This is a genomic window from Brevibacillus daliensis, assembly GCF_021245735.1.
GTDB lineage: Bacteria > Bacillota > Bacilli > Brevibacillales > Brevibacillaceae > Brevibacillus_B > Brevibacillus_B daliensis.
The window spans coordinates 75,164-100,745 of sequence record NZ_JAJISB010000004.1 but is presented as its reverse complement, the minus strand read 5'-3'; the positions used below and the strand labels follow the sequence as shown (position 1 = coordinate 100,745).

Sequence of the window (25,582 nt, the reverse complement as noted above, 5' to 3'; positions counted from 1 at the left end):
CAACGTACTAGAAAATGCCTTATATCTTCATTACCATTCATTTTTCCCCCTTACTATTCTCCTCACGTTTGATCCCGGAGTTTTGCCTGTTTAAATAAGGTAAACGACTTCATTCCCTTTGCATCGCAATAAATGCATCAATTTGTGCTTTGTGCTTCAAATCATGTTCAATTAATCCACCGAAATATTCATGTAATGCTAACCTTTCATTCCCAAGATAAGGTTGATTAAACTTTTCAGCTGGTATGGAGTTTATTTGGGCAATTAGCTCTGTTCTAGTGGAAATAAATAGATCGATCAACTCTTCTTTAGATATACCCGACCTTGCAAAAATAGAAGCTGCCTTGTTCATTGCCTGTACGTCTAGCTGAATTTCTGGAAATTTTGAATTCGCTATGATGTACGTGATCCGGTAATCGATCAAAAATTTATCCCATGTAATGAAATGAGAAATCACATCAGCAATTCCCCAGGAACCTTCTCGAAAAGAAGTGAACCATAATTCGTTAGATATCTGTTTTAAAGATGTGGTCCATTCCAGTACATCCAGCTTTTCTTTTACTACCCATTCTTTGTCCATATTTTCCCCCTTTGAATTGCTATTTGTGGTTATTTCTTTCTCTTTTACAATAGGTCTTCAATTACTTGTAACGTTTGTTTGTGTATATTATTTTTCATAAATATTGGATACTCTCCTCAGTATTATTGAATCACTACGAAATGATTTATAGTTTATCAGTGAACAATAATACTATCAATAAAAGCATCGTGATTAATGTTATATAGACACGAGAAAAATTATCACCACCAATAGAAAAATCCTTTAAATATAGTATTTTTCTGATTCTAATGGTATGTACATTAGAAAATTAAACGTAAATATTTTATAACTAATTGACAATTCATTACATTCTAATTTTATTCTATATTTAGTTTGTATAAGTGCTTTTTTTGCATCTTTAAATCAAAATATTTACTCTCCAATCATCCCATTAATTAGAGATGATTTTCAAGTTTCTATAACAATGGTAAACCTATCAGTGTCGTTGTTTATCTTCATTACCGCTATTATGCAAATAGTTTTTGGATCACTAGTTGATTGTAAGGGTGCTCGATTTATTCTTATTCCTAGCATAATAGTAACTATTGTTTCTAGCATTGGTTGTGCAATTACAAATAATTTTACGTTATTTCTTATTTTTAGGGTTTTACAAGCTGTAGGAACTGCTGCCATTCCGCTAATTGCAGCAACTACAATTGGTCAACTTTTTCAAGGAATCCAAAGCGGAAGTGCGATGGGAACTTATCAAATGCTATTATCAATAGCTCCAGCTATAGCTCCTGTGCTTGGGGGATTTATAGGTGAGCAGTATAGCTTTTCTGGCGTGTTCTGGTTCCTTGTAGGAGTATCAGCAATATTATTTTTAATGAATTGGATGTACTTCCCTAAAGATAATGCAGATGAAAAAAAGGCAATACGTATAAAAACACTCCTATTACACTACACCTCTGTATGTAAAAATAAAGTAGGAAGTTCCGTTCTACTCTTAAGTTTTGGTATTTTCTTTGTTTATTTTTCAATTATTGTTTATCTACCTATTTTGTTAACAGATCATTATCATTTAAGTTTAAAAATAGTAGGATTACTTTATTTACCCCTTGCTTTAAGTTTAATAATTGGCAGTATGTTGTTTACATATATTCAAGCTAAAATTCCACTTAAAAAATTATTTGTATTTGGAAATATTATGGTTTCCTTAAGTATTATTTTGTTTGCTGTGACTAATTGGTTTACTCTAGTGGGTATGTCTATTATTCTAGTTTTTCATGGGATATCCATAGGTATATTAACGCCTCTATATGCTACTATGATAACGAATGAGTTTGAACATAACAGAGGAAGCGCAATTGGTATGTTTAACTTTATTAGGTATATGGGAATGGCCGTGGGACCAGTTATTTCTGGTCTGTTGTTAGCTGTATTTCACTCAACGTTTGTATTCGGAGTGTTTGGAGTGTTATTTACTATAGTAAGCATTATGATGCTAATACGACTTAAGGAAAAAACGAATAAAATAGCAAGACAAACGTAATCCCTTAAGTGAGATAAATCCCTAGAAAGCATTTTTGGACGACTTACACTCCTTGTAAATCATAATCCAACATGGTAAAATTCTTCCAAACCTATTTGGACGGAAAGGACACGTTATACGTATGCCATCTAACTCCTTGTAATGGCCCACTAAACTGGATAGCACGTCCCTTCGAAAAAGAATTTCTTTTTTGATACGGGATACGTCTGCCCATTTTTCCCATTACAAGGAGCGTATAACGATATCTGCAGAATGTATGATACCGGGGAATCGCTATAACAGGGATTCCCTTTTTTGTATGAAAAACGTCTCGACGTTTTTCATAAAACTGGATGTGACCGCTTGCGGTCCAACAAAACGGTCATGACCGTTTTGTTGCAAAATTCTGCAACTATGTCCGAATAGACGTTTACGTTCCTTTATCCCATACGAGGTGAAGGAATATGTCTACACATAAAATAAATTGGTCACTACATGAAGCAACCGCTCAACTAAAAATCAGAAGGTACTGCAAAAATTGTTCTGATACCGTACTTTTCACTGACACCATGATCCGCAGGCATAATGCAAACGGAAAAAATATATTCCGCTTTGCTATTTATAAGTGCGAACGAGATCATACCTGGAATAAAAAACTGGCTGTCTACAAAGCATTTACAGATCATGTGCTGGAATCAGACTTCATGCAGGAGCATGCGGGGAAAACTGGAAAACGTCATGTAGCAGAATCTTTTCCAACGATGCATAATGACATCGCTTGGCTGGGCTCAACCGTAAACCTCTCTTGGCTTCAGCAAGCAGGAATCTCACAACTTCATATCTCTCTTGAGGAAGTGATTGGAGCGCATCGGCTTGATAAAGTACTGGCAGAGCGTTTTACGGATTGGAGCCGAGCACAAATCACAGAGAAAATTAAATCGGGACAAATCCTCGTAAACCAAACATGTACCAAACCTAGCAAGAAGATGGTAGCTAAGGATTGCATCACTATCGTTCTTACATGCGACACATAGGGGCTTGTTAGACGCTTTGTTAATAAAAATTTCCCGAAATAGCAAAAAAGGTGCCGAGACATATCTTATCTCGGCACCTTCTTATCTGTTACCTTGCATGCTTAGTGCATGACTTGTCCACCCGTTACATTTACGGATTGACCTGTCATATAAGATGCTTTGTCAGAACTGTAGAAAATAACAGCGTTTGCTACGTCATCATATGTGCATCCGCGTTTCAACGGTACTTTATCAATGTATACTTGTTCTACTTCAGACTCAGCAATACCTAATTTTTTCGCATATTGTGGAATCAAGCTTTGGAACATTGGAGATTCCAATAGGTTCCCTGGCAAGATCGAGTTTACCCGGATATTGTGTTCAGCCAAATCTAGTGCCAAGCTTTGTGTCAGACCCATGCATGCGAATTTTGAAGCAGAGTATGCAGAATTATGCTTGCTACCTACTTTACCTGACTTGGAGCTGATGTTGATGATATTACCAAATCCTTGAGGAATCATTACTTTCGATACTTCACGAGCTGCTAGGAAGTAACCTGTCGTATTTACTGTCAGTGTCATATTCCAATCTTTCAAATCGAAAGCATCAATTTTTGCAGCCTTTGCAACACCTGCACTGTAAACGAGCAAGTCAATTTGTCCAAACTCGTCAACAGCTGTTTTCACCATGTTTGCTACATCTGCTTCAACTGTCAGATTAACACCTACACCGATTGCTTTTACAGCGCCTTGTGCCGTAATTTCCTCAGCAACTTTATTGGCATTCTCTTTATTCAGGTCAGCAACAACTACATGATAGCCTTCACCAGCCAAACGTCGGCAAATTTGAGCCCCTAGATTTTGTCCTCCACCTGCGACAATTGCTACTTTTTTATTATTGATTTCCATGATAGTAGACCTCCAGTTATGGTTTCTCCTGCCTGTAATTTCTCTCTCTAATGTACACTACGATTATTTTATGATTGTAATCGTTTCACCTGGCTCGAACTTGTCTAGTTGAATAGCCTCCATGTGCAAGCAACCTGGTAATTCAGCTTCTACTAGTCCATCAAAACGAAGGGTAATGTGACCTAGTTCCTTCAAATTAGTATTTACTGCATCACCTACCGCAGTAATTTTTGCTACATTTTTCCCAATGGAAAATGTTTGACCTACCTCGATCGTGTCAGTCAGTTCATTCTCTGTATGCAGGACACAAAACATAGCTAAATCCTCAGGCGCACCAGTTTTGAACAAGATCAACATGCCATCCTCGATGAAATCTAAAGCAGAATCTCCTAAATCACTGATTGTTGTACGATAGATCATAGACATAGTTTTCTCTCCCTAGTTGTTTTGATAAAGACCGAAGCTTGCCAGCCATGCAACAAATACGGTTGGTGCCCCTGTGAGGAAGCGTGAGTAAAGGACGGAAGGAACTCCGACCTCAACCGTCTCTGGTTCTGCTTCTGCTAGACCTAGTCCAACTGGTACGAAGTCACAAGCAGCCTGAGAGTTGATTGCAAACAAAGCTGGAAGAGCCATTTGTGGTGGGATACGTCCTTGTGCAATCTCTACACCAATCAAAGTACCGATTACCTGCGCAATAACTGCACCAGGGCCTAAGAAAGGTGATAAGAATGGGAAGGAACAGATTAGAGATATAACAAGCAATCCACCGATAGAACCTGCAAACGGTGTAAGGAAGCTAGCCATGAAGTCACCAATACCTGATTCCAGGATAAGTCCGATGAGCATCGCTACGAATGCCATGAATGGCAGAATGGTTTTGATAACAGTGTCTACCGCATCACGACCCGCTTGATAGAATACGTTGACGATTCCACCCATTGCCATACCGATTCTCACCATCAGATTATTCTTATCAGTTTGTTCCGTAATTTTTTTATCTGTGCTATACTTTCTAGTAGCTTTTGGTGCTTCCGAGGTGTCAGCTGTAGCAGTTTCTGTTGGCGCAGTTGTAGCTGCAGCTGGACCTTCTAATGCTTCAATTTGTGCCTCTTTTACTGCGGATACATAAATATCTTCAGTGATATGTTTTGCTAGAGGACCACTTTTGCCTGTCGGCATGATATTGATTGTATTTATACGTTTTTGAGGATAAATTCCGCAACGCAATGTTCCACCGCAATCAATAATAACTACTACAATTTCTTCGTCTGGAACCTTCGTTTTAAATCCATCTACCAATTCACAACCAGTAATTTCTGCTAACTTATTTGCGATAGCTGGTTTCGTACCCGCTGTAATGTATACGATCTTGTTCTTTTTCTCATCTGGCGTAATGGTTAATGGTCCACCAAATCCTCCAGGTCCCGCTTTTACTAGTGCACTTTTATATTGACTCATCTGCGAATCTACCTCCTTACACGTCTACCGTATCTTTTAATACCACTTTTTGTTGTCTTGCAACATACGCAGTTGTAAAGTCTGTAACCCATCCTCTAAAGAAGTTGGTAACAATACCTACCAAGAAGTAAAAGAATGCTAACTCCCCTACTGGCAGTCCCAGTGCGGTAATACCACTGGCTACTCCCAAGAATACGAACAATTCACCTGGATTAACGTGTGGGAATAAACCGTTATGTGTGTGACAAGAAAACGATGCTGCTGCATAGTAACTTGGCTTGTATTTTTCTGGCAAGAACTTCCCAAGTGACAATGTCATTGGATTACAGAAGAAGAATGTCCCAATAACCGGTAGTATGAAGTAACGTGAGAACGGATTGTTGGCAGATTTAGCAGCTAGACGCTCTACTTTATCTTCCCCAATGAAACGAATTAACGCATTCATTGCAATTAATAGCATCAGTAGCAGTGGAACAATGCCTGTTGCTAAGCTAAGGAATTGCTCTGCTCCTCTTTCAAAAAGACCAATAAACTTGTCCGCAAGATTAGTAAAAAATTCCATACTTTCACCTCTCCATTTATGCTTTTTTCTTTCTCACAAAAATCTTTTCAAATAAGCTCGGTTTTGGTTTAATTTCTTCACCTCTCATTACTGTTTTCAAATTATCTTTAGCATCATTGACAGCGGATTTTGTCAATTTGTCGTATTTAGCAATATCTTCTTCTTTAATCTTTGATAGATTTAATCCTACTAAGCCATCTAAAGGCCTCATGCGAGAGAAAACTGTGACACCCTGCATTCTTAACGCCTTTGTTATTTTGTTACCTGAATCGAGAGCTAGCATAACAACCGTACCTGAACGAAACCATCCACGCTGTCTTCCAATTGCTACTCTCCCATTTCTTCGAAGTAACATGTAATGGTGATTAAAATTTTTCACCTGATAAAACCCAAGAAATCCTTGTATAAGCCAGGCCAATGCCACAATCACGATAATTAGAAAAAAATTCATACCGCGTATCTCCTTCCCTTCCAATTGAAACGCTTTCATTTTTGACCTTTTTATTGCTTCTCTTCATCTCTTTTTCGCTTTTTATCAGCTCGAAGTAATGCTTTAGCTGTCTCTTCGGTCGTCACAAGCGTATTGATATACCCTCCGCGTAACGCCCCAAGGATTGAATTAACCTTTGCTGACGATTCAGCAACCCCAATGGAATAGCGCATTTGTTTCATTTGTTGCAACTCAATTCCCACGGTGCGCTCATATACGTCACTATTGACTATGTGACCATCCACATCATAAAAGCGTGAACAGATATCTCCTACAGCCTGGAATTTTTTCAGCTCTTCAATCGTTTCTTCTCCGAAAAATCCTTGCCAGATTAAGTTGGAGTTACTGATTGGTGCTCCAATTCCCACAATACTTATATCTATTTCATTCCACAGCTCACGTATTTTTTGCAAATACTTGGATTGATAGATTTGATCTCTAATTTCTTTCGTCTCTGCAGTGGAAGCAGCATCGATATAATAGGCTTCTCCGCCAAAATTACTTGCTAATCCATGCAAAATTTCACTCAGATGCTTTTGATCTCCTCGTTCAAAATTCCCCTGTCCACCTACTAGAGGAACTACTCGTATCTTACGTTTTCTAGAAATCGGTTTTGCATTAACAAGAGATGACATTGTGCTACCCCAAGCAATTCCGAGAGTATCGCCATCTTTTACAATCCGATCAAGTAGATCCATTGCCGCTTCGGCAATCAACTGGACTTTGTCCCGATTACTTCTTAAGACCGTCTCTTTTGATACTAAAATCACTTCTTTTAAACCAAAGTGACTTTCCACTTGATATGCCAGATTTACACTGCTGTCAAAATCATCATGAATAATGATCTCAACAATTCCATCTTCTCGTGCTTTTTTAATCATTCGCCCAATCGTTGTCCGATAAATTCCTAATTCCTGGGCAATCTGGTTCTGGGTTAGATTCTGGTCGTAATACATACGAGCTACCCGAGCCAGTAGTTTGCGTTCGTCTGTATTTATTTTTTGCAGATCCACATTTTCACTCCTTAGCCGGAAATAACTCGCTTGCTCATTTGAGCAAATGGATAACAAATGTATACGTTTGCACATATGAGATCGTTTTGCTCATTTGTTATTTATAACCCAAGTATATTTCTGTAATGTTAATAAATCAATAACAAAATTATTACGATAATGATAAGTTAATTATTGATATTTTATGGAAAAATATTGCTTCTTCTTCTGCTGCTAGCTCACTGACAAAAAAATAGACACCCACCGTCCACTATGTGACGAGGGTGCCCACTATGCTCTTGTCCATTATTTTTTCATTCGTGCGAAGCGCTGTGAAACCTTTTGCAATCTGGCATGGTATTCTAAAATATCTATTCTCGCCTTTTCAGCTAATGGAGCAATCGGACGTAAATCTTTTAAGCCCCAATAATCAACAACTACGTCAAGCACCTGATCAAAATATTGAAGCGGTCCATAATTAGCTTCCTTGGCAATGATGCTCATTCGATCCTCAAAGTCCGGCATAACCGCACCCGGCATTTTGAAGTTCATAATCACATGAGCAAGATGATAACAATAGTTAGGCTCTAGCTCCAAGTGAACGCGAATGACATCCCGATAAAATGCATAATGCAGCGTTTCATCCTTTGCCAATCGACGTAAGAGAGTTGCTAGCTCAGGATCATGTGCCCCTGCTACTTTCGCTACATTATTATAAAACACCATCGTCGCTAGCTCTTGTAGCGTCGTATAAGCCATCGCTTCAATTGGTGTATGGAAATCTGGTTCAAAACCTGTTTCAACTACTGATTTTCTCAGCATATGCAAACGTGCTGGATCTGCATTTCGAGTTAATAATAAATACGTTTCTAGTAAATTGGAGTGTTGATCTTCTTCAGCAGTCCAGGTATGAATAAAATCAGTTATGACCGATAGAGAACCTCTAAACGTTTGGGATAAATACGTGGTGAACCACGGTAGATTAACCTCTGTTAACAAAGCTGTTTCAATAGCAGTCACCACACCTGATGGCAGAGTAACCTGACTTTGGTCCCATGGCTCCTTTTGGAAATTCCGTCCCTTTTCCCAAGGTAAGAAATCATGGTACCCCCAATCGATTCGACTCGCTCTTTCCTTATGAAGCTCATACAGTTCCTTGATTCGCGATTCGAGTCGAAAGTCCAAATCGTTCGTAAGCATTCTCCGCTCCCCCTGTTACCTCGTATTTTATGTTCGCCTCACATGAATACAGAAATAACTAGCTTCACTCTTTAGCTAGTTTTTCTTAAACAACTAATATTACCATGAATAATCTACTAATTCAAATATTCTAAAAATAATCTTTACTAGGTATTTAAACCTGTTACATGCAGGTAAAGAAAAGGAAAATAGACTAATTGTCAGTCTTCTCTAATAATTGTTACCATTAGTTATATAATTATACTTTGATAAGTGCAGGTGTTGGAAAAATGGGTACTCGCTTATTAATTACGCCAGAACAGATCAGGGGTGTATCAGATCAGTTCAGATCTGGTAGAGAATCGTCTGAACAAATCATCAATCGTCTCACCAATCAAATGACTCAGATGAATTCGCAGTGGGAAGGGATGACCAGCCAAAGATTTTATCAAGAATTCGAGCAATCCAAAGTAAATATGCAGTATTTTATCATACTGCTTGAATCCATTCAAGAGCAGCTAAAAGAAATCGCCCATCGCTTTGAGACCGTTGATCAAAACTCTCCAGCCATCATGCAGGGTTCTCTTGGATTAGCTCTAGGACTTGCCGGTACGGCAGCGTTAGGTGAGCACGTACGTAATCAACCTGGAGGTTTCAAAGGCATAGATAAAAATTGGGAAGCGTATCTAGCACAGGAGAAAGGTGCATACGGGTTTTATGGTAAAGCTGTAGGCGCAGAAGCAGGCGTCTACATCCCTGGCAGTATAGATAAATTTATGGAAGACTTTTCTGGGCGCAAATTTATTGGAGGAGAAGCTTCTTTTGTCGGTGTTGAGGGTGGCATTGAAGGAAAATATGGCAATAGTAATGTAACCATTTTTGATGGGGAGGCCAAGCTGGGACTTGAAGGCTGGGGTTTCGTAGCTGGGGCAGAGGTATCTGTAGCAAAGTATTCTGGTGAGCTCAATATTCCTTTGCCTTTTACTGATAAAGAACTAGTAATTGGCGGTGAAGCTGCATTGGGTACCATTGGTGCTGAAGTAGAAGTGAATACAAGTGGAGCTAGTGCTTACCTCGGAATTGGTCCTTATGGCTTAGGAGGAAAAATCGCTGTCGAATAAGGAGTTGTCTAATGTTATTTTCCTATCAATTTGTAAGAAAATTTTTGATCTGCTTTGCTATTTTGGGAACAATCATTCCTGTCGTTGGCACTTGGCTGAAGCCTGACCTGACTTTACAGGAAAGAATCCTATTTTCTGTACTCTTTTTAATACTGGTGCCATTACTTAGTTTTGTTTTACTCCAAGGGTTTACCTTCATTTATCAGAAAATGAAATAGAGAGGAAGAATATTACATGAGCCAATCTACTCAAATACAATCAGAAGTAAAGGAAATCGTCGATCTGCTCCCCATCGGCTCAGTAGTTAAATTGGTGGGCTGGGACCAAAAAATTATGATATATGGTCGTATGCAAATTCAGGCTAATACGGAAGAAATATTTGACTATGTAGGCTGTCCGCATCCTCATGGCAATATCTCTAAAGAATATAATGTTTTTTTCCGTCAAAACCAGATCAATGAGATCCTCTTCCGTGGTTATGAAGATGAAGAGGAGCTTCAATTACGTAAAAAATTGATAGAATTAGAAGCGGCAAAAAAGGATTCCCCACCCGCTCAATAGTTTAAATACCATAGCATGTTTCTTACACTTGGAGTCATCCAGTCATAAGAAGCATGCTTTTTTGCTTTTGTAACCTTTTCGTTACCATTCTTTATTTTCAATCAGTTATGCTTACTATAACAACAAAAGACCATTTTGAAAGTTTCTCATCAACTTACGCAACGAAAAAGCCCTTTTGAAAGACGGAACTGCCTCCCCCGGCCTGTTCGGTCTCTTTTTTTTGTATAAAAAAGTTATGTCTTCCTTCTCAAGTGAAAAACTGCCAGTTCAGGAATACTACCATACCGAATCTTTAACCTCGTCGTGCCTATCCCTCTATTCACATAAAGATGAGTGTTAGAGTCCGTTGGTAATACATACATTCCCTCCACATATTTTCTACCTAATGAGGGGGTAATTACTGGACCAAGGAAAGGTAGCTGCACTTGACCGGCATGCGTGTGCCCTGACAATTGCAAGTGAACAGGATAAGCTTTCACTCTATCTACAATATCTGGTTCGTGGACAAGCAATAGATTAAATCGATCAGGTTGAAGTTGGGTTAAGGTACGTTCGATATCTGGTTTTCCTAACAAAAAATCGTCTAGCCCTGCTATCGTCATTTCGTTCCCGTTCTCAAGTGTTATGTCACAAACTTCATTAACCAGTACACGAAAGCCTGCTTCACTAAGATACTCTTTATACAGCTCACTTCCCCTTCCATCATAATCATGGTTTCCATAGACTGCGAATTTGCCCAATGGAGCATGTAATCGGGACAATGCCATGATTACCTCCTCTTTTTTAAGAACCGTCTGATCATATCGATCAAACAGATCTCCCGTAAAGGTAATAATGGAAGGTTCTAACCTGTTTATCGAATCTACTAACTCTTCCAGATGGCCAAGCAAATAATGACGCCCCAGATGAGTATCACTAAATTGGAGAATTGAGATATCCTGGAAATCTTCTGTAAGGAGCGGAGAAACGATATCTTTATGTGTAACACTTATTTTATGAGGAAGAACGTATCTTCCGTACCAATAGATCACGGCTACCATTACTATCAGAGCGATTACGACTCCCCATATCACGATACTCACAACCTTTTTCGTTATGATGAAGATAGCTATCCTTACTTTTGTAAAATACATTTGCTACAATCACAGCAAATAGCCTACTCATACTTATTAATCATACGTTATAGCACTTCATACCGTTACAGCCCTCTTACAGTAACAGTCCTCTAAGCTGTATGTAACCAAATAAAAAAACAGCCATCTCTTAGTTGAGTGATGACTGCCTTTCACCTATAAAACAATCGTTTGACAAACATATTTTATGACTACTTATTTCTGATACAGTAAAAAATCCCCTCCAAGTAAAACAGTAACGGAATCTCCAAATTACTGTCTACCTAAAGGGGATACAATCAAACATCAACTACCCAGTGAAGAGTGGTGATTACTCCGCTTCTTTCTTTTGATGATAAGGCAATGTTTTTTCGACTTGGCTTACTTTCTCGTAAATAACTTCCATATCCTTCAAATCTTTTGCATAGTCATAGGTTTTTAGTTCATTAGCTTCTACAATCATTTTCCCATTAACGATAACATCCGTAACGTTTTGTGGACCTGCTGCATAAGTTATGGTCGCATATGGATCGTAACTTGGGAAAGTATTCGGAGCATGGACATCTACAATAATGATGTCAGCTAATTTTCCTGTTTCCAACGAACCGATTTTATCATCCATACCAAGCACCTTCGCACCGCCGATTGTTGCCAATTCTACTGCTTTACTTGGTGGCATTAGACTCTGATCTTTATTTACCAATTTATGCACACGAGCAGCATAGCCCATCGTTCCAAAAACGTCCATCGTATTGGAACTCATTGGTCCGTCTGTTCCTAAACCAATATCAATCCCTACTTGGTCCATCTTAATGGCAGGAGATACTCCTGTAGCACCTTTTGTATTGGCAATTGGATTGTGTGCAATTTTAGCATTTCTCTCTTTAATAATGGAAATATCTTTATCGCTTAGATGAATCGCATGAGCAAGAATGGTGTTTTCATCCAAAACTCCGAGTGAATCTAAATAAGAAATGACAGATTCAGATTTTACGCCAAATTTTTTCTCAACACGCTCTGCTTCATCTGCAAATTCTGCTGCATGAATAATAAATGGAACCTTATATTTATCTGCAAGTGCTTTTGTTTCTTTAATTTTTTCTGGGCTTACGGTATATGGAGCGTGTGGTGCAACAGCAGGGGTGATTAGCTCACTATCTTTGTATTTCTTAATGTAATCTTCCGCATATTTTATTCCGCCATATGGCTCTTTTGCATCTACTACGGGAAAGCTGATAACTGATTCTGCCAATACGCCACGAATACCTACTTTTTCAGTAGCTTTAGCAATTTCGTCTTCGTGGTAATACATATCAGCATAGGTTGTTACCCCACCCTTTGCCATTTCAATAGCGCCGTGAACGGAAGCGGTATAAATAAGATCACGTGACAACAGCTTCTCTTCTAACGGAAAGAAAACATCAAATAAGCGATTGCCTACACCTTCTTCGCCAATACTACGAAAAGCCACCATTGGCACATGGTTGTGGGTATTGATCATACCTGGCATAACAATATCTCCACCAGCATCGATTACTTTTTTGGCATTGTATTGTGCTGCTACCTTATCGTCGCCCACTGCAATAATTTTGTTATCTTTGACGACAACTGTACCCTGCGAATAGACATCTTTCTGCTCATTCATTGTGAGGACTTGTCCATTCTTGATCACAATATCTGCGTCTAATTTTGTTGGCGTGGCAGCCCAACCAATTGCTACTTGGGCAGTTAAAGCTGTTGCAACTGCTATTGTACTTAAAACTGACAATTTCTGTTTCATAGTACCCCCCTGAAAGTATATGTATGATCACTTTCATTCTAGTATTTTACGATAATTTTGTAAATTATCTTTTATATAATTTTTATGTTGATTTTAAATTTGTTACAAATACTTCGTTCTTACGTTCTATTTGTAACAATGGGTATGTAGCCAAATAATAAAAACAGCCATCTCCTTGTTAAGTGATGACTGCATTTTACCTACAAAATAATCGTTTCACAACCATTTTTTATGACTACTACTTAACCGTGTCAGACAATTATGATTGGACAGTTTGCTCACGAGCGAAAGAGAATAGAACCTCTATATCTACAGGTTCTCCCCACTCACTATTGTCCCTATTCGCACCACAAGTTGGACATTCTGGGACCGCATCCCATGTTTTGATTCTATTTTCTGTCGCCTGCATTGTGTTGAAAGTGACAACAGTTCCTGATTGAAGCGCTTCTTCAAACCCAAGGATCGTTTTGGCAGCTTCCTGCGCAAGCTGGCCACATAACATCGCAATGATAGGGGCAAAAGCCGTATTTCTTCTTTCAAACGTCTGGTTATAAAGCATACGTAACTGACTTTCCATAAAAGGATCCGTTCGCAGCATCTGGATTAGTGTGCAATCATAGCAGCAACCTTTGCTCGGATGGAACTTTTGAATGAAATACTCCAGATTTCCTACTCCCCCCTGAATAACAGGAATACCAGCATGAACACATGCAGAGTTAACCCAACGTGTAGCCGTGATAGCAGGTTGATCTATCATATTTATTACTAAATCAGCATCTTCTAACAGGTCAATTAATGAACTGACTCCTGTTATCAAGCGATTAACCACTTCTACCTTCATAGTCTTGTTGACCTGATAAAGCCTATTTTTAGATGCTTCCGTCTTTAACATTCCAATTTCCTGTTCGCTAAAAAGAAACTGCCTGTTCAAATTGCTTATTTCAACAATATCATAATCAACACCCACCAAGCTGCCTACCCCCATCCCGGCAAAACAACTTGCTACTAAGCTGGAACCACCCAATCCTAGTACAACAATCTTCGAATCTCTCAGTTTTTGTTGAAAGTGATATTTGCTAGTTTCTAAATCAGCGAAATTAGAAAAATAGGTTAGATTTGCCCGATATCTTTCCTGCTCTTCTTCAGATAACTGCGTAACCGCATCAAGATCCTCAAGGAGTTTATTTTCATTTAACTCTGTAAGAGCTGCCCATACCTCTTCTTCTGTCATTCCAGAGAGAGCCACGATTTCTTCTATCGTGTGTGAACCATCTATCAATTGCAGAAAAGTAAGGATCTGTCCGTCAGCGTCCTCTACTTCAAATATACTTTTTTCATATCCAATTCGAAGTACATTTCCACTTCTATTGATTGGGGTTAAAATCGTCTTAATTTTGGGTCTCAAATGAAAACACTCCTTTCCTTACCATATCAATTTTCTTCCTAAAGGAAAAAAGGCCGCGCTTGTCGTGACAATGCTGGTCACTTTACAATTACACGGCTCTTTTTCTACTACTAATTTTTTACAATTGTACAACTACTATTTAGGTTAAGAAGCATGTGGAACTTGCATAGTTGGAATCAGGTTTTCTACTTTTTTTAGTTTGATTTTCATAGATACTACCTCCTTCTTGTTTTAGTTTCTCGTTCAAATTAGGAAGAGTGAAGCAATAATGTTGTGTTTAGGCTTTCTACTTTTTTTAGTTTGATTTTCATCATTGTTACCTCCTCTTCAATTTTTTCGTTATATAGTCTCACTGGGATGTCCGATTCTCAACCTTGCTACTTCAATGTAAATAAATCAGAAAAATCTGAATTTTATATAGAAACATTCAGATTTTTACAATAAGTGAAGCTAACGATTCTGCAAATGTTGCTTTCCTCTGAAGTGAATGGTCTTTCGGAACAAAACCCACTGCCAGTGCAAAATGATCATTTTATTAAATGAAAGTCTCATCCCCCTTTCATTTAGTAAATCGCTCATTTCCATCAACAGCATTCCATTGGAAATATTCGTTATATGGAAATGATTACCATAATGATATAAGTAATTTTATCATATGTAAAGTCAAATTTTTATTTTTTATTTAATTATTAGTAACGTATATATCATTATATCTATATGAATAATTTTGTAATTATTTATTATTAGTAATATTTTTTATAAACATACCATATTATTATTAATTCTTTCCTGTACACAAAAATACAGGTAATCCACGTTGAACTGTGTTTTACCTGCATTCATTATTTTTATCAGCTTTTATGTAATACGGTAAGCACATGGCGTAATTCAGATACATGTAATTGACCTGGTGCAGACGCTTTATTGATAGCCCCAAAGGTTAGCGCTGATCCAAAGACTTCTCCTGCCACCCGACTAATAACACCCTTGCTCCCCATTGACATGGTAATAATGGGACGATCAGCATACTGCTCCTTCATAATGAGAGTCGCCTCTAATAACGTTAGTACGTCCATCGTTTCATTGGGCATAACAGCGATTTTTGGTAAATCACCCCCCATTTCCTGAGCTTTACGCAATCGGGACACGATTTCTTCTTTGGGTGGTGTTTTATCAAAATCATGATTGGAGATTATGACGTACACACCATGTATATGAGCTACTTCCACCAGTTTCTTCACATTCATTTCATCATGAAAAAGTTCAACATCAATGATTTCAACAAGGCTGGTTTCAACAATTGCTGTGTTCAATGCCACATAAAAGTCTGGGCTAACTTCTTTTTCTCCGCCTTCTTTTGCGCTACGGAAGGTAAATATAAGCGGAACATCAGGGATGATGCTGCGGATCTCTCTTAAAGCAATAACTACTTTTTCAATATTCTCAACATATTCAAAAAAATCGACTCGCCATTCTACAATGTCAAATTCGAGTGATTGTAAGGAGCCTGCTTCCACTTTTAATTGTTCCAGTGTTTCTCCCACCAAGGGTACACAGATTTTCGGAGCACCTTCACCGATAGTTATTCCTTTAACCCTCACTACTTTTCCCATACTTTCACCTCGTCTTCATATAACAGTCTTACAAGATAAGAAACCGACTATGTACATACATGTTAGTAAGTACCTTCTACTTAGATTATTATACGCATGTAATGATGATCTTTGAATGATTGACACTTCAATATGCGCATTTTTATGCAAATCTGTCACTAACAATAACGAGCAGGGCTACTGTTATCGCCCTGCTCGTTTATACTCTTCCTTATTTTTTTTGCTTCCTCGACTTAATAAACCAGTACGCGCCCCCAACAAATAATACGATTAATACCACATACATAATATTAGAATACGTATCTAAATAACCAACTACGTCATGCCAGGACTCTCCAAACGCTGCACCAACATAGACCAGAACAGAATTCCAAATTAACGTTCCGATCGTCGTTAAAAAGAGAAACAGCCAAAAATTCATGTTTGACATACCAGCCGGAATAGAGATTAGACTCCTAATGACCGGAACAAATCTACAGAAAAACACTGTCCAGACACCATACTTATCAAACCAGGCATCTGCCTTATGAATATCTTCTTTTTTTAAACGGAGAATATGGCCCCATTTAGCCACAATTTTCTCGAGATTTTCCACGTCAAGAAGTAACCCTATGCCATATAGAATGACTGCTCCCACAATTGATCCCAATGTTGAAGCTGCAATGACACCAAGTATATGCAAATCTGTGGTTGTGGTCATGAATCCCCCAAATGTCAGAATTACTTCTGATGGAATGGGAGGAAATAGGTTTTCTATTGCAACCAATAGAAAAATTCCCAAGTAACCGTATTGATTCATTATCTCCGTGATCCAATTTTCCATGTAACAATCCTCTTTGATTAGTATTTACACGTCTGTTTTATATCAAAAATAATACAACAGAGCATGTACCAAAGGCAAAAATCAAGAAAAGTACCCAATCAATTCGCCTATTCATTCATCCCTAAACATGTACTTTCCTGAAAATTATACCATATGAAAATATATGTGGTACAAAGCCAGCTTATAACAAACGGTCATGACCGTTTTGTTGGACCGCAAGCGGTTACATCCCAATTTTATAAAAAACGTCGAGACATTTTCCACAGAAAAAACCACCTCAAAGTGGTATTTATACAAGTAATGACGGTAATGAAAGAATAACCGTTACACTTACCATTCGTATACAATTATAAGTAAAAAAACAGGAGAAGCTGGACGCGATTCATGTCCAGCCTCTCCTGTCTCTATATAGCCCTATTCACCTGATAGACCCGTTATTACTTCAACAAAACGGTCATGACCGTTTTGTTAGACCGCAAGCGGTCATATCCAATTTCATGAAAAACGTCGAGACGTTTTTCACAGAAAATAGCCTTCCAATTCATCCAGAACTTTGTTCGCTGCAATTACACCACCAGATGTATTCCAAATCACATCGTCCACTTTGAACACCTTGTTGGCCTTTACGACGTTCAGATTTTTCCAAAGGGAATCATTGGTCCATTCTTGTTCAAGCTTGCTAGCTTCACCATCTCCTGTTTCATAGGAGAAGTAGAACATAATATCGCCATCCATCTCAGGAATTCGTTCTTTGGTAACTTCATCTGCGAATTCGTCTTTATCTTGAGAAGCTGGACGGGCTACACCCAGTTCTTTTAAGATCGTACCTAAAAACGTATTTTTATAATAGATGCGTACACGTCCTGGCATAAAGCGCACGACTGATACTTCTGTTGTCAGTTTATCTCCTGCTTTTACTTTGAAATCAGCTACACGCTTCTCCCAGCCAGCCAGAATTTTTTCTCCTTCTGCCTTTTTATTAACAGCTTCTGCAAATAAGGAGAAGTTTTCTTTCCAGTCACCACGTGGTTCTTCTACGAAGACCGTTGGAGCAATTGCGCTTAGCTGTTGGTAGATCTTTTCATGACGGAACTTCATACCTAAAATCAAGTCAGGCTTCAAGGATGCAATTGCCTCTAAGCTAGGCTGGGATTCAGAACCGACGACAGTAACGCCTTCCAGTTCCGGTTTTACGAAGTCATAAAATTTTGTTGGATCAGTGAAAGAACCAACCGCTCCAACTGGTTTAACCCCCAAGGCAATCATTGTTTCTACACCTTGTGTTGTCAAAACAACAACTCGTTTAGGAGTCCCTGGAATTGATGTCTCACCCATGGCGTGTTTTACTGTATAAGCTTTATCGGAACTGCCGGTCGTACCTGTTGGTTGATCCCCAGGTTTTTGATTAACTGGCTGTTGTCCTGCGCACCCTGTAACAAGGAGGAAAAGTGACATGAGAACAAGAAAAAATGCTTTACCACTAAAAGACCGTAACGTACGTACAAACATGATGAAGTCTCCCTTCAATATCCGAATGAGAATGATAATTACATTCATTTTCTGTGAATATCCTACATTCAAAAAACCCCCTAAGTCAAGCGTTAATTGATAACGAATATCAACCTCATTGACAAAAAAACACTTTTTATCCTAAACTTATTTGTATCAAGCACTGTAACCATTGGATATTTACGAGATAGAGATTGAGATAAGGATGTAGACCTTTATGAGAGCTTTGTTGCCTAATTCTTTTAGTAAAATTTCGGGAATTTTTATTATTCTACTATTCATGGCATATCTGGCATATGCCAGCCTGATATTCGGTGTTATCGATACTAGTTGGCAGAATGCTGTTGAGGCTTATACCAACTATAACGGCACGAACGAACACATTATTATTAAGGAAGTACGTGTTCCTCGTGTACTGAATGCAATTGCAGTAGGCTTCTCTCTAGGAATTGCAGGAACTCTCTTGCAATCCCTCACACGAAATCCAGTTGCTGACTCAGAACTGTTTGGACTCAACGCTGGAGCTGCCTTGTTTGTTGTTATTGCCATCACGTTTTTTGGGATCAGCTCTCTCACCCTTTTCACATGGATCGCCTTTGCCGGATCTGCTATAGCTGGAATCATTGTCTACATTCTTGGTTCATTTGGTAGAGAAGGTTTATCCCCCGTTAAGCTAACATTAGCGGGTGCAGCTATTACCGCTTTTGCTGCCTCTATGCGTCATGGCATGCTGGTTATTAATGAAAAAGCGCTGGATGAGGTACTTTTTTGGTTATCTGGCTCTGTTGGCGGACGTAATGTAGACTATTTGATTTCTGTACTACCTTATATGTTACTCGCTTGGATCGCTGCTTTTCTGCTTGCTCGCCCGATTCAAACCTTATTAATGGGAGAAGACGTGGCAAAAGGATTGGGGCAACGAACCATGCTGGTTAAAATCATAACGGGTGTTGTTATTGTTTTACTTTCAGGTAGTGCAGTCGCGGTAGCTGGTCCCATCGGATTTGTAGGATTAATAACGCCTCATCTTGCCCGCTATCTCGTCGGGAATGATACACGATGGATTATGCTGTACAGTGGGTTACTCGGTTCTATCCTGTTGCTTGCGGCCGATCTTGGCGCCCGCTTTATCGCCATGCCTGCGGAAGTGCCTATCGGCGTCATGACTGCCCTTATTGGCATTCCGTTCTTTATCTATGTGGCCAGAAAGGGGCTCAGCAAAGGATGAGAAATTACCACGCACTGCGTACAAAAAAAGACCTTTTATCTCTGCATCTACATAATAAGACGCTCTGGGTATCGGTAATCTTCGCCTTCCTTACAGTTATTGTTGCTGTAATCAGTCTGGGTATGGGCGAGATGAACATTCATCCAATTGATGTGGTAAAAGTATTCCTCGGTATGGGAAGCGAACAACACGCATTAATTGTTCAGCAATTTCGATTACCTCGCATCGTCATCGCTATCCTTGTAGGTGCTTCTCTTGCCGCTGCCGGTTCGATTATGCAAGGCATTGTTCGCAATCCGCTGGCTGCACCTGATATTCTTGGTATATCTGGTGGCGCTTCTGTTGCCGCCGTTGCCTTTTTACTCTGGTTTGAAACATCCAGTATTACATGGCTTCCACCCATTGCATTTCTTGGAGCTACTCTGGCTACCTTACTTTTGTATGTAGTCGCTTGGAAAAAGGGAGTCACCCCATTCCGGCTGGTTCTGATCGGTGTGGGGATAAAAATAGCTGCCAGCGCCATTGTGACTGTTCTCATTATGTTCAGCCCGTTTATGCTCCAGAACAAAGCGGTTCTTTGGTTAACGGGAAGTATCTATGGTGTTGACTGGTCAGATGTGATCATGATTCTCCCTTGGTCAGCAGGCCTGATTTTGCTTGCAGGTCTTCTTGGACGCAGAGTAAACATTCAACACTTAGGCGACGATATCGCGGTAAGTGTTGGTAGCCGTTTGCAAATAGATCGATTTTTATTACTAATTATTTGCGCAGCCTTGACTGGGACTGCTGTCTCTGTAGGTGGTGAAATCAGCTTTGTCGCTCTGTTAGCCCCTCATATTGCAAAACAAATCATTGGACCATCGTTTGGTGGAGTCCTCGTTGTTTCTACTTTTATTGGGTCAATCATTATGCTGGTAGCTGATCTGATTGGCCGAGTAGCTTTTGCCCCTGTCGATGTTCCTGTTGGTGTTTTCACTTCGGCGGTTGGTGCACCGTTTTTCATTTATCTACTATATAAAAACCGGAATCGCTAAATGAAAGGAGACGGATAACTCGTGAATGCTCTGGAAACCCGTCAGTTAACCTTGTCCTATGGTGAAAAAAATATAATAGAATCGCTTGATTTAACCATTCCTCGCGGTAAGATTACTGTATTCATTGGCAGTAATGGTTGTGGCAAATCGACTTTACTAAGGTCCCTTGCACGTTTGCTGAAACCAAAGGAAGGGGCTATCTTGTTAGACGGCAGCTCTATTGCCAAATGCTCTACAAAGGAAGTAGCAAAACGTTTATCCATTTTGCCACAAGGTCCAACTGCTCCAGAAGGATTAACCGTCTTTCAATTAGTGAAACAAGGACGATATCCGTACCAAAACTGGTTGCAACAATGGTCAGAGGAAGATGAGAAAATGGTAAATAAAGCTCTGGAAGCTACGCAGCTATCCGAACTTGCTCATCGGCCAGTTGATTCCTTATCCGGTGGTCAAAGACAACGAGCATGGATTGCCATGACTTTGGCACAAGGTACAGAAACAATTCTTTTAGATGAACCAACTACCTATTTAGATATGTCTCACCAAATTGAGATACTTGATCTGTTAGATGAATTAAACCAAACTGAACAGCGTACAATCATTATGGTCCTGCATGATTTGAACTTGGCTTGCCGCTATGCCCATCACATTATTGCTGTTCATGATCAGACTGTTTATGCAGAGGGTCCCCCAGAAGAGGTAATGACGGAGGAATTAGTACGTACTGTATTTGATATGGATTGTCAGATCACGCTCGATCCCTTATACGACACGCCAATGTGTATTCCATATAGTAAAAATCGGTTGGCAAATATCCCTCGCAAAAAAGCTGAGGTTATCTAAGGCTTGCGAATCCTACCAAAAAAGGTGCTCATCCCTTATTGGGACAGCACCTTTTTTTATGTAAATCTATAATAGGCAAGCTATCATTTATCTTCCTTGTTCTACCACCTAACAACGACTATACGACAGCATTCACTGCCTGCTTTTGGTCTTGAATAAATCGTATTGAAATTCGATTAAATTCCTCCGGCTGATCTACGTTCACAACATGACCCGAGTTAGAAACCAAAACTAATTTTGAAAATACCATTTTATTTGTATACGCTTGAACAGACGGCAAAAACATATGATCCTCATTCCCCATGATGTACAAGGTAGGAATAGGAAGCTCTTTTGATAGCAGACCGTGTAAAAACGAATTAACACCTTTGGTCAGTTTAAACCATCTCTTGAACTCATTTTGGCATAGTTTTTTAGCTTCTCTGACAAATAGAGACCTCGACTCTTTATGTCTTTTACTAGGCATGATCACCCAAGCAAAAAGACGGTATAGCCACATATATGGAACGAAGTGTTTCACCGTGTTACCAAGCGTAATTAACACCTGAGAACGAAAATTTAACCTTGTAACAGCGCCACCCAATACCATAGAACATATTTTAGAAGGATATTTCTTCGCAATTATCTGAATCATAATCGTACCTAGAGATATGCCAACAAAATGCGTGGATTGGATTTGCAAATGGTTTAGTACCTCAATGATATCTTTACTCAAGTCAGCAAACGTATATTTCGTAGCCCAGTTCCGTTTCGCATTTTTAGATTTGCCATGACCTCTAAGGTCTACTAATAAAATGTTGTAATCCTCTCTGAAAGCTTTAATCTGTTTATACCAAATTGATGAACTACCTCCTGCTCCATGCACAAAGGTAACCCATTCACAGTTTTCTCCACGTATGTATGTTTTGTAATGAATCAATGTGCTAACCCCCTACGCGTTATTATACAGGAGGGGACATCATGTCGAAAAGCTTGCTACTCTCTACGTACAAAAAAGATGAGCTAAACTCGGTAGAGTAGCTCATCTTCATTGTAATTCTACTCCTGTTTCTTCACTTGCTTGCTAATAGAAAATTCCTGAATGATCTCCTGCATGTCTTCTGCCATTTGAGACAGAGAACCCGCTGCGGAGGCAATCTCCTGTGTTGAACCTAGCTGTTCCTCTGTTGCTGCCGACACTTGTTCTGTGCTCGCTGCAGCATCATCCGCCACTTGTGAGAACTTCCCAACTGATTCCACTACAATTACTGCGTTATTCGTAATATTTTGCATGGCTACCGTAATATTTTCAAACTGGGTCGAAGCCTCACTGATGGCTTCATGAATCATAGCAAACATAACTGAGCTAATGTCTACAGCTGCAATCCCCTCTAGGACCTCTTTATTGGTTGTCTGCATTGATTTAACCGCTTCTCTCATTTCTTCTTGAACCACTGTGAGCACTTCGTCTATTTCCATTGTCGCGTTTTCTGATTGCTCGGCAAGTTTACGTACTTCATCAGCTACAACGGCGAAGCCTCTTCCATGCTCGCCTGCCCTTGCCGCTTCAATCGCAGCATTTAGAGATAAGAGATTGGTTTGAGAAGATATGCTAGATATTGCTTCAATTATTTTGGCAATCTCGGCAGATTTATTACTCAGAGATTGAATGACTTTTTCCAATAACTTCATCGATGTTTGAATCAATTCCATTTGTTGTGTTACTTTTTGTACAAGTGCATTCCCTTCTGCTGCTTGTCCAACAGTACTTTGATTATGCTCATTGATTGCTTGAATGGACGAATCAATCTGTTGCACATTGGCAAAAAGCTCTTGAATCTGCTCAGATATTCCTGCAATACTACTTCCCTGTTCGATTGCTCCTTCAGCGATTTCACTAATTTTCTCAGCGATATGTTCATTAACAAGGCTAGATTGCTCGGAACTGGCTGTTAGCTGTTCAGACGATGCAGCTAATTGTTGAGAGTGATGCGTAATTTGAGTGATGACTTGTCTAATAGACGACAACATCATGTTAAAGGAGTAAGAAAGACAACCAATCTCATCCTTCGATATATATGTTCCTTCTACACTCAAATCCCCATTTTCTGCTTCTTTCATTACAGCCTGTAATTCTTTCAATGGTTTCGAAATCGATCGGGCAATGCTTATTCCTACGATAACCAAAATAACAAGAATGACCAGAATTGCCCCACCAAAAACGGAGTTTGCTTCAAAGACCTTTGAGTTAATCGAGTCTTTTAGGCTCTTAATGAGATTCCGATTTTCATTTATCAGTTCAGAGAGGCTTCCATCTAGCTTCTCTCTGGCCTCTCGAACGTTTTGATTATAATAGAGATACGCTTCTTCATTTTGATTGGTGCTTCCCATTTGGATAACACGATTTATTTCCTCTCGATAAACATTTTTCAGTTCATCGTATTTGGCTAGAATCTCTTTTTCCCTAGAAGTTAACACTTTTAAACTGTATTTCTGCATTAGCTCATCATTTCGTTCACGTAATGCTGAGACTTGTTCAATAAACATTGTTCCTTTTTCATCAGAGGTATCGAGCATCAAGTCCATCGCTAGGGATTCAGTAATCTGATGATTAAGTCGAATCTCATCTAACCATTCCAAAGGCAAGTAACGATCGGTATACATAACCTCTGATTTATCTGCCATACTGCCCATGTAATAAAGTCCTGTTCCGCCAATTGCGATAATAAAGAATAATACCATTGTAATCAGAATCAAGATTCTCCTAAAAATTGAAACGTTACGTAAGAGATTATTCATACCTATGTGTTTCTCCCTTCCTTACGCACTTACTTTTATCTTATCTACTCAGTAAACTACCATAAGAAAGGAAGCGTTTTCAGTGAATATCATTACAAATTAAGTAACACTGCTTTAAATTTAATTGATTTGTTGTAATTTTGTATCTTTTTTCCACAAGTAGAATTAAATGCTGGAACATGCATTTTACCCAAGATTCTCTTGTTATATCCTGATATATCAGCATACTTTGGCTACTCAGACTTGATTCCCCTGATCTGCAAAGCGAATCGCCCGACCAATAAGAGGTGTAACTATAGATAGGTGCCCCTCATCTTCGAAGCAACGATACTGGACACTGAAGCCAGGTATGTCCGCAGCGCTCAATCGTTCATACATGAGCCTTGCATCGCGAACCATATGAGGCTTCTCTAAACTCCCTACCCCAATGAAGAGTGAGGAATGCAAGGGAGAACGCTGTGCTTCTGCGATCAGTTGCTCCGTATACGGGACAATATGTTCATTTTTCCACCAGATTGAAGGACTGCCCGCAACATAAAACTGAAAAGCTTCCCCCTTCATAAACAATGTATACAAGGCAAACAATCCACCGAGTGAATGTCCAAACAGCATTTGGCGACTTCGATTCACTGTATACGTTTGTTCAATCAAAGGCTTAAGTTCTTGCTCAATGAACTGCAGAAAGTGTTCTGCACCGCCTGTTAGAGGCCACGGAGACTTATCCTTACGCGGAGGTAGTTCGTCTTCACTGGCATAGACAGTATAATCATAAAATCTTCGCTCTGTATGGAGAGGTTGATCAATATTATAACCAATGCCGACCACGATAGACGGCTCAATTCGATAAGGCCCCATACTGAGTAAACGAACGGTCTCCGCCATCGTTCCGAAGGCTGCATTCGCATCCAACATATAGATGATCGGAAATCCATCCTCTGGCACAGCGGTTTCTGGTGTCCATACCATGATTCGATAATCATCACCGGCTTGGCTTGTCAGCTCCCATTGCTCCGCTCCCGGAATGGCGAATGCCGAGCGACCTCGTTCATTGTTCATGCGTGATCTCCCCTATTCATGGATGATTCGAGTGTGATGACT

Annotated in this window: 24 protein-coding genes; 7 read left to right on the top strand and 17 right to left on the bottom strand. The window is 39.4% G+C overall.

From position 1 onward, the window contains the following. Positions 1 to 109: 109 nt before the first annotated feature. Positions 110 to 580: a DinB family protein gene (locus LM917_RS06345; protein ID WP_232696654.1), complete on the bottom strand. Its 471-nt coding sequence runs from the start codon at positions 578 to 580 to the stop codon at positions 110 to 112. Between the two features lie 313 nt (positions 581 to 893). Between LM917_RS06345 and LM917_RS06340 the strand changes: the two genes are divergently transcribed. Both LM917_RS06340 and LM917_RS06335 read left to right on the top strand, forming a co-directional pair. Next, entirely contained in the window at positions 894 to 2,093 is a 1,200-nt protein-coding gene (locus LM917_RS06340; RefSeq protein WP_232696854.1) for an MFS transporter, read from the top strand. Between the two features lie 443 nt (positions 2,094 to 2,536). Further along, positions 2,537 to 3,106, top strand: coding sequence for a S4 domain-containing protein (locus LM917_RS06335; RefSeq protein WP_232696653.1), 570 nt, complete (start codon positions 2,537 to 2,539; stop codon positions 3,104 to 3,106). A gap of 101 nt (positions 3,107 to 3,207) precedes the next feature. On the opposite strand, the gene srlD is transcribed toward LM917_RS06335, so the two are convergent. The 7 genes from srlD to LM917_RS06300 all read right to left on the bottom strand — a co-directional run bounded on the left by srlD (position 3,208) and on the right by LM917_RS06300 (position 8,698). Then, positions 3,208 to 3,993 carry a sorbitol-6-phosphate dehydrogenase gene (gene srlD, locus LM917_RS06330; protein ID WP_232696652.1) on the bottom strand — a complete coding sequence of 262 codons (786 nt, stop codon included), beginning with the start codon at positions 3,991 to 3,993 and terminating at the stop codon, positions 3,208 to 3,210. A gap of 63 nt (positions 3,994 to 4,056) precedes the next feature. Beyond that, entirely contained in the window at positions 4,057 to 4,419 is a 363-nt protein-coding gene (locus tag LM917_RS06325) for a PTS glucitol/sorbitol transporter subunit IIA (protein ID WP_232696651.1), read from the bottom strand. Positions 4,420 to 4,431: 12 nt separating this feature from the next. Further along, positions 4,432 to 5,454, bottom strand: a complete 1,023-nt coding sequence (gene srlE / locus LM917_RS06320; RefSeq protein ID WP_232696650.1) for a PTS glucitol/sorbitol transporter subunit IIB — start codon at positions 5,452 to 5,454, stop codon at positions 4,432 to 4,434. Positions 5,455 to 5,470: 16 nt separating this feature from the next. Continuing rightward, positions 5,471 to 6,016 (bottom strand): PTS glucitol/sorbitol transporter subunit IIC, encoded by a 546-nt coding sequence (gene srlA, locus LM917_RS06315; protein WP_232696649.1) that lies wholly within the window; start codon positions 6,014 to 6,016, stop codon positions 5,471 to 5,473. 16 nt (positions 6,017 to 6,032) lie between these two features. Beyond that, complete coding sequence (locus LM917_RS06310) at positions 6,033 to 6,467, bottom strand: transcriptional regulator GutM (RefSeq protein ID WP_232696648.1); 435 nt, start codon at positions 6,465 to 6,467, stop codon at positions 6,033 to 6,035. A 50-nt stretch (positions 6,468 to 6,517) separates the two neighbouring features. Beyond that, positions 6,518 to 7,519 carry a sugar-binding transcriptional regulator gene (locus LM917_RS06305; RefSeq protein ID WP_232696647.1) on the bottom strand — a complete coding sequence of 334 codons (1,002 nt, stop codon included), beginning with the start codon at positions 7,517 to 7,519 and terminating at the stop codon, positions 6,518 to 6,520. Between the two features lie 285 nt (positions 7,520 to 7,804). Then, positions 7,805 to 8,698 carry an acyl-ACP desaturase gene (locus tag LM917_RS06300; protein WP_232696646.1) on the bottom strand — a complete coding sequence of 298 codons (894 nt, stop codon included), beginning with the start codon at positions 8,696 to 8,698 and terminating at the stop codon, positions 7,805 to 7,807. A 269-nt stretch (positions 8,699 to 8,967) separates the two neighbouring features. On the opposite strand from LM917_RS06300, the gene LM917_RS06295 reads away from it, so the two are divergent. After that, complete coding sequence (locus LM917_RS06295) at positions 8,968 to 9,798, top strand: WXG100 family type VII secretion target (RefSeq protein ID WP_232696645.1); 831 nt, start codon at positions 8,968 to 8,970, stop codon at positions 9,796 to 9,798. A gap of 234 nt (positions 9,799 to 10,032) precedes the next feature. After that, entirely contained in the window at positions 10,033 to 10,359 is a 327-nt protein-coding gene (locus LM917_RS06290; RefSeq protein WP_232696644.1) for a DUF4176 domain-containing protein, read from the top strand. Positions 10,360 to 10,592: 233 nt separating this feature from the next. Here LM917_RS06290 and LM917_RS06285 read toward each other — a convergent pair whose 3' ends face one another. From LM917_RS06285 to LM917_RS06260, 6 genes are all read right to left on the bottom strand, one after another. Continuing rightward, a complete protein-coding gene (locus LM917_RS06285) occupies positions 10,593 to 11,492 on the bottom strand; it encodes a metallophosphoesterase (protein WP_373688766.1) in 900 nt (299 codons plus the stop codon). Positions 11,493 to 11,802: 310 nt separating this feature from the next. Further along, the gene (locus LM917_RS06280; RefSeq protein WP_232696642.1) at positions 11,803 to 13,251 is read right to left on the bottom strand and encodes an amidohydrolase; all 1,449 of its coding nucleotides are present in this window, start codon (positions 13,249 to 13,251) and stop codon (positions 11,803 to 11,805) included. A 259-nt stretch (positions 13,252 to 13,510) separates the two neighbouring features. Beyond that, entirely contained in the window at positions 13,511 to 14,656 is a 1,146-nt protein-coding gene (locus tag LM917_RS06275; protein WP_232696641.1) for a ThiF family adenylyltransferase, read from the bottom strand. An 851-nt stretch (positions 14,657 to 15,507) separates the two neighbouring features. Further along, a complete protein-coding gene (aroD, locus tag LM917_RS06270) occupies positions 15,508 to 16,269 on the bottom strand; it encodes a type I 3-dehydroquinate dehydratase (protein WP_232696640.1) in 762 nt (253 codons plus the stop codon). Between the two features lie 211 nt (positions 16,270 to 16,480). Next, positions 16,481 to 17,092, bottom strand: coding sequence for a DedA family protein (locus LM917_RS06265; RefSeq protein ID WP_232696639.1), 612 nt, complete (start codon positions 17,090 to 17,092; stop codon positions 16,481 to 16,483). A gap of 519 nt (positions 17,093 to 17,611) precedes the next feature. Next, positions 17,612 to 18,601, bottom strand: a complete 990-nt coding sequence (locus LM917_RS06260) for an ABC transporter substrate-binding protein (protein ID WP_232696638.1) — start codon at positions 18,599 to 18,601, stop codon at positions 17,612 to 17,614. A gap of 217 nt (positions 18,602 to 18,818) precedes the next feature. Here LM917_RS06260 and LM917_RS06255 point away from each other — a divergent pair, with 217 nt between their 5' ends. Genes LM917_RS06255 through LM917_RS06245 form a run of 3 tightly spaced genes read left to right on the top strand, consistent with a single transcriptional unit; the run spans position 18,819 to position 21,706 of the window. Further along, a complete protein-coding gene (locus LM917_RS06255) occupies positions 18,819 to 19,829 on the top strand; it encodes a FecCD family ABC transporter permease (protein ID WP_232696637.1) in 1,011 nt (336 codons plus the stop codon). Further along, on the top strand, positions 19,826 to 20,863 hold the full coding sequence (locus tag LM917_RS06250; protein WP_232696636.1) for a FecCD family ABC transporter permease: 1,038 nt from the start codon (positions 19,826 to 19,828) through the stop codon (positions 20,861 to 20,863). The genes LM917_RS06255 and LM917_RS06250 overlap by 4 nt, the downstream gene beginning before the upstream one ends. Before the next feature lie 21 nt (positions 20,864 to 20,884). Continuing rightward, positions 20,885 to 21,706 (top strand): ABC transporter ATP-binding protein, encoded by an 822-nt coding sequence (locus tag LM917_RS06245; protein WP_232696635.1) that lies wholly within the window; start codon positions 20,885 to 20,887, stop codon positions 21,704 to 21,706. 118 nt (positions 21,707 to 21,824) lie between these two features. Here the strand turns inward: LM917_RS06245 and LM917_RS06240 are convergent, their stop codons facing one another. From LM917_RS06240 to LM917_RS06230, 3 genes are all read right to left on the bottom strand, one after another. After that, positions 21,825 to 22,625, bottom strand: coding sequence for an alpha/beta fold hydrolase (locus LM917_RS06240; protein ID WP_232696634.1), 801 nt, complete (start codon positions 22,623 to 22,625; stop codon positions 21,825 to 21,827). Between the two features lie 119 nt (positions 22,626 to 22,744). Continuing rightward, positions 22,745 to 24,484: a methyl-accepting chemotaxis protein gene (locus LM917_RS06235; protein WP_232696633.1), complete on the bottom strand. Its 1,740-nt coding sequence runs from the start codon at positions 24,482 to 24,484 to the stop codon at positions 22,745 to 22,747. A 237-nt stretch (positions 24,485 to 24,721) separates the two neighbouring features. Continuing rightward, on the bottom strand, positions 24,722 to 25,540 hold the full coding sequence (locus tag LM917_RS06230; RefSeq protein ID WP_232696632.1) for an alpha/beta hydrolase: 819 nt from the start codon (positions 25,538 to 25,540) through the stop codon (positions 24,722 to 24,724). Positions 25,541 to 25,582: the final 42 nt, after the last annotated feature.

What these genes read in the sequence shown, in the direction of transcription:
- LM917_RS06250 (WP_232696636.1), top strand. Translation starts at nt 19,826, where the DNA reads ATGAGAAATTACCACGCACTGCGTACAAAAAAAGACCTTTTATCTCTG.
- srlE (WP_232696650.1), bottom strand. Translation starts at nt 5,454, where the DNA reads ATGAGTCAATATAAAAGTGCACTAGTAAAAGCGGGACCTGGAGGATTT.
- LM917_RS06300 (WP_232696646.1), bottom strand. Translation starts at nt 8,698, where the DNA reads ATGCTTACGAACGATTTGGACTTTCGACTCGAATCGCGAATCAAGGAA.
- LM917_RS06295 (WP_232696645.1), top strand. Translation starts at nt 8,968, where the DNA reads ATGGGTACTCGCTTATTAATTACGCCAGAACAGATCAGGGGTGTATCA.
- LM917_RS06255 (WP_232696637.1), top strand. Translation starts at nt 18,819, where the DNA reads ATGAGAGCTTTGTTGCCTAATTCTTTTAGTAAAATTTCGGGAATTTTT.
- LM917_RS06260 (WP_232696638.1), bottom strand. Translation starts at nt 18,601, where the DNA reads ATGTTTGTACGTACGTTACGGTCTTTTAGTGGTAAAGCATTTTTTCTT.
- LM917_RS06335 (WP_232696653.1), top strand. Translation starts at nt 2,537, where the DNA reads ATGTCTACACATAAAATAAATTGGTCACTACATGAAGCAACCGCTCAA.
- srlD (WP_232696652.1), bottom strand. Translation starts at nt 3,993, where the DNA reads ATGGAAATCAATAATAAAAAAGTAGCAATTGTCGCAGGTGGAGGACAA.
- LM917_RS06280 (WP_232696642.1), bottom strand. Translation starts at nt 13,251, where the DNA reads ATGAAACAGAAATTGTCAGTTTTAAGTACAATAGCAGTTGCAACAGCT.
- srlA (WP_232696649.1), bottom strand. Translation starts at nt 6,016, where the DNA reads ATGGAATTTTTTACTAATCTTGCGGACAAGTTTATTGGTCTTTTTGAA.
- LM917_RS06290 (WP_232696644.1), top strand. Translation starts at nt 10,033, where the DNA reads ATGAGCCAATCTACTCAAATACAATCAGAAGTAAAGGAAATCGTCGAT.
- LM917_RS06345 (WP_232696654.1), bottom strand. Translation starts at nt 580, where the DNA reads ATGGACAAAGAATGGGTAGTAAAAGAAAAGCTGGATGTACTGGAATGG.
- LM917_RS06285 (WP_373688766.1), bottom strand. Translation starts at nt 11,492, where the DNA reads ATGTATTTTACAAAAGTAAGGATAGCTATCTTCATCATAACGAAAAAG.
- LM917_RS06325 (WP_232696651.1), bottom strand. Translation starts at nt 4,419, where the DNA reads ATGTCTATGATCTATCGTACAACAATCAGTGATTTAGGAGATTCTGCT.
- LM917_RS06310 (WP_232696648.1), bottom strand. Translation starts at nt 6,467, where the DNA reads ATGAATTTTTTTCTAATTATCGTGATTGTGGCATTGGCCTGGCTTATA.
- LM917_RS06230 (WP_232696632.1), bottom strand. Translation starts at nt 25,540, where the DNA reads ATGAACAATGAACGAGGTCGCTCGGCATTCGCCATTCCGGGAGCGGAG.
- LM917_RS06235 (WP_232696633.1), bottom strand. Translation starts at nt 24,484, where the DNA reads ATGAATAATCTCTTACGTAACGTTTCAATTTTTAGGAGAATCTTGATT.
- aroD (WP_232696640.1), bottom strand. Translation starts at nt 16,269, where the DNA reads ATGGGAAAAGTAGTGAGGGTTAAAGGAATAACTATCGGTGAAGGTGCT.
- LM917_RS06265 (WP_232696639.1), bottom strand. Translation starts at nt 17,092, where the DNA reads ATGGAAAATTGGATCACGGAGATAATGAATCAATACGGTTACTTGGGA.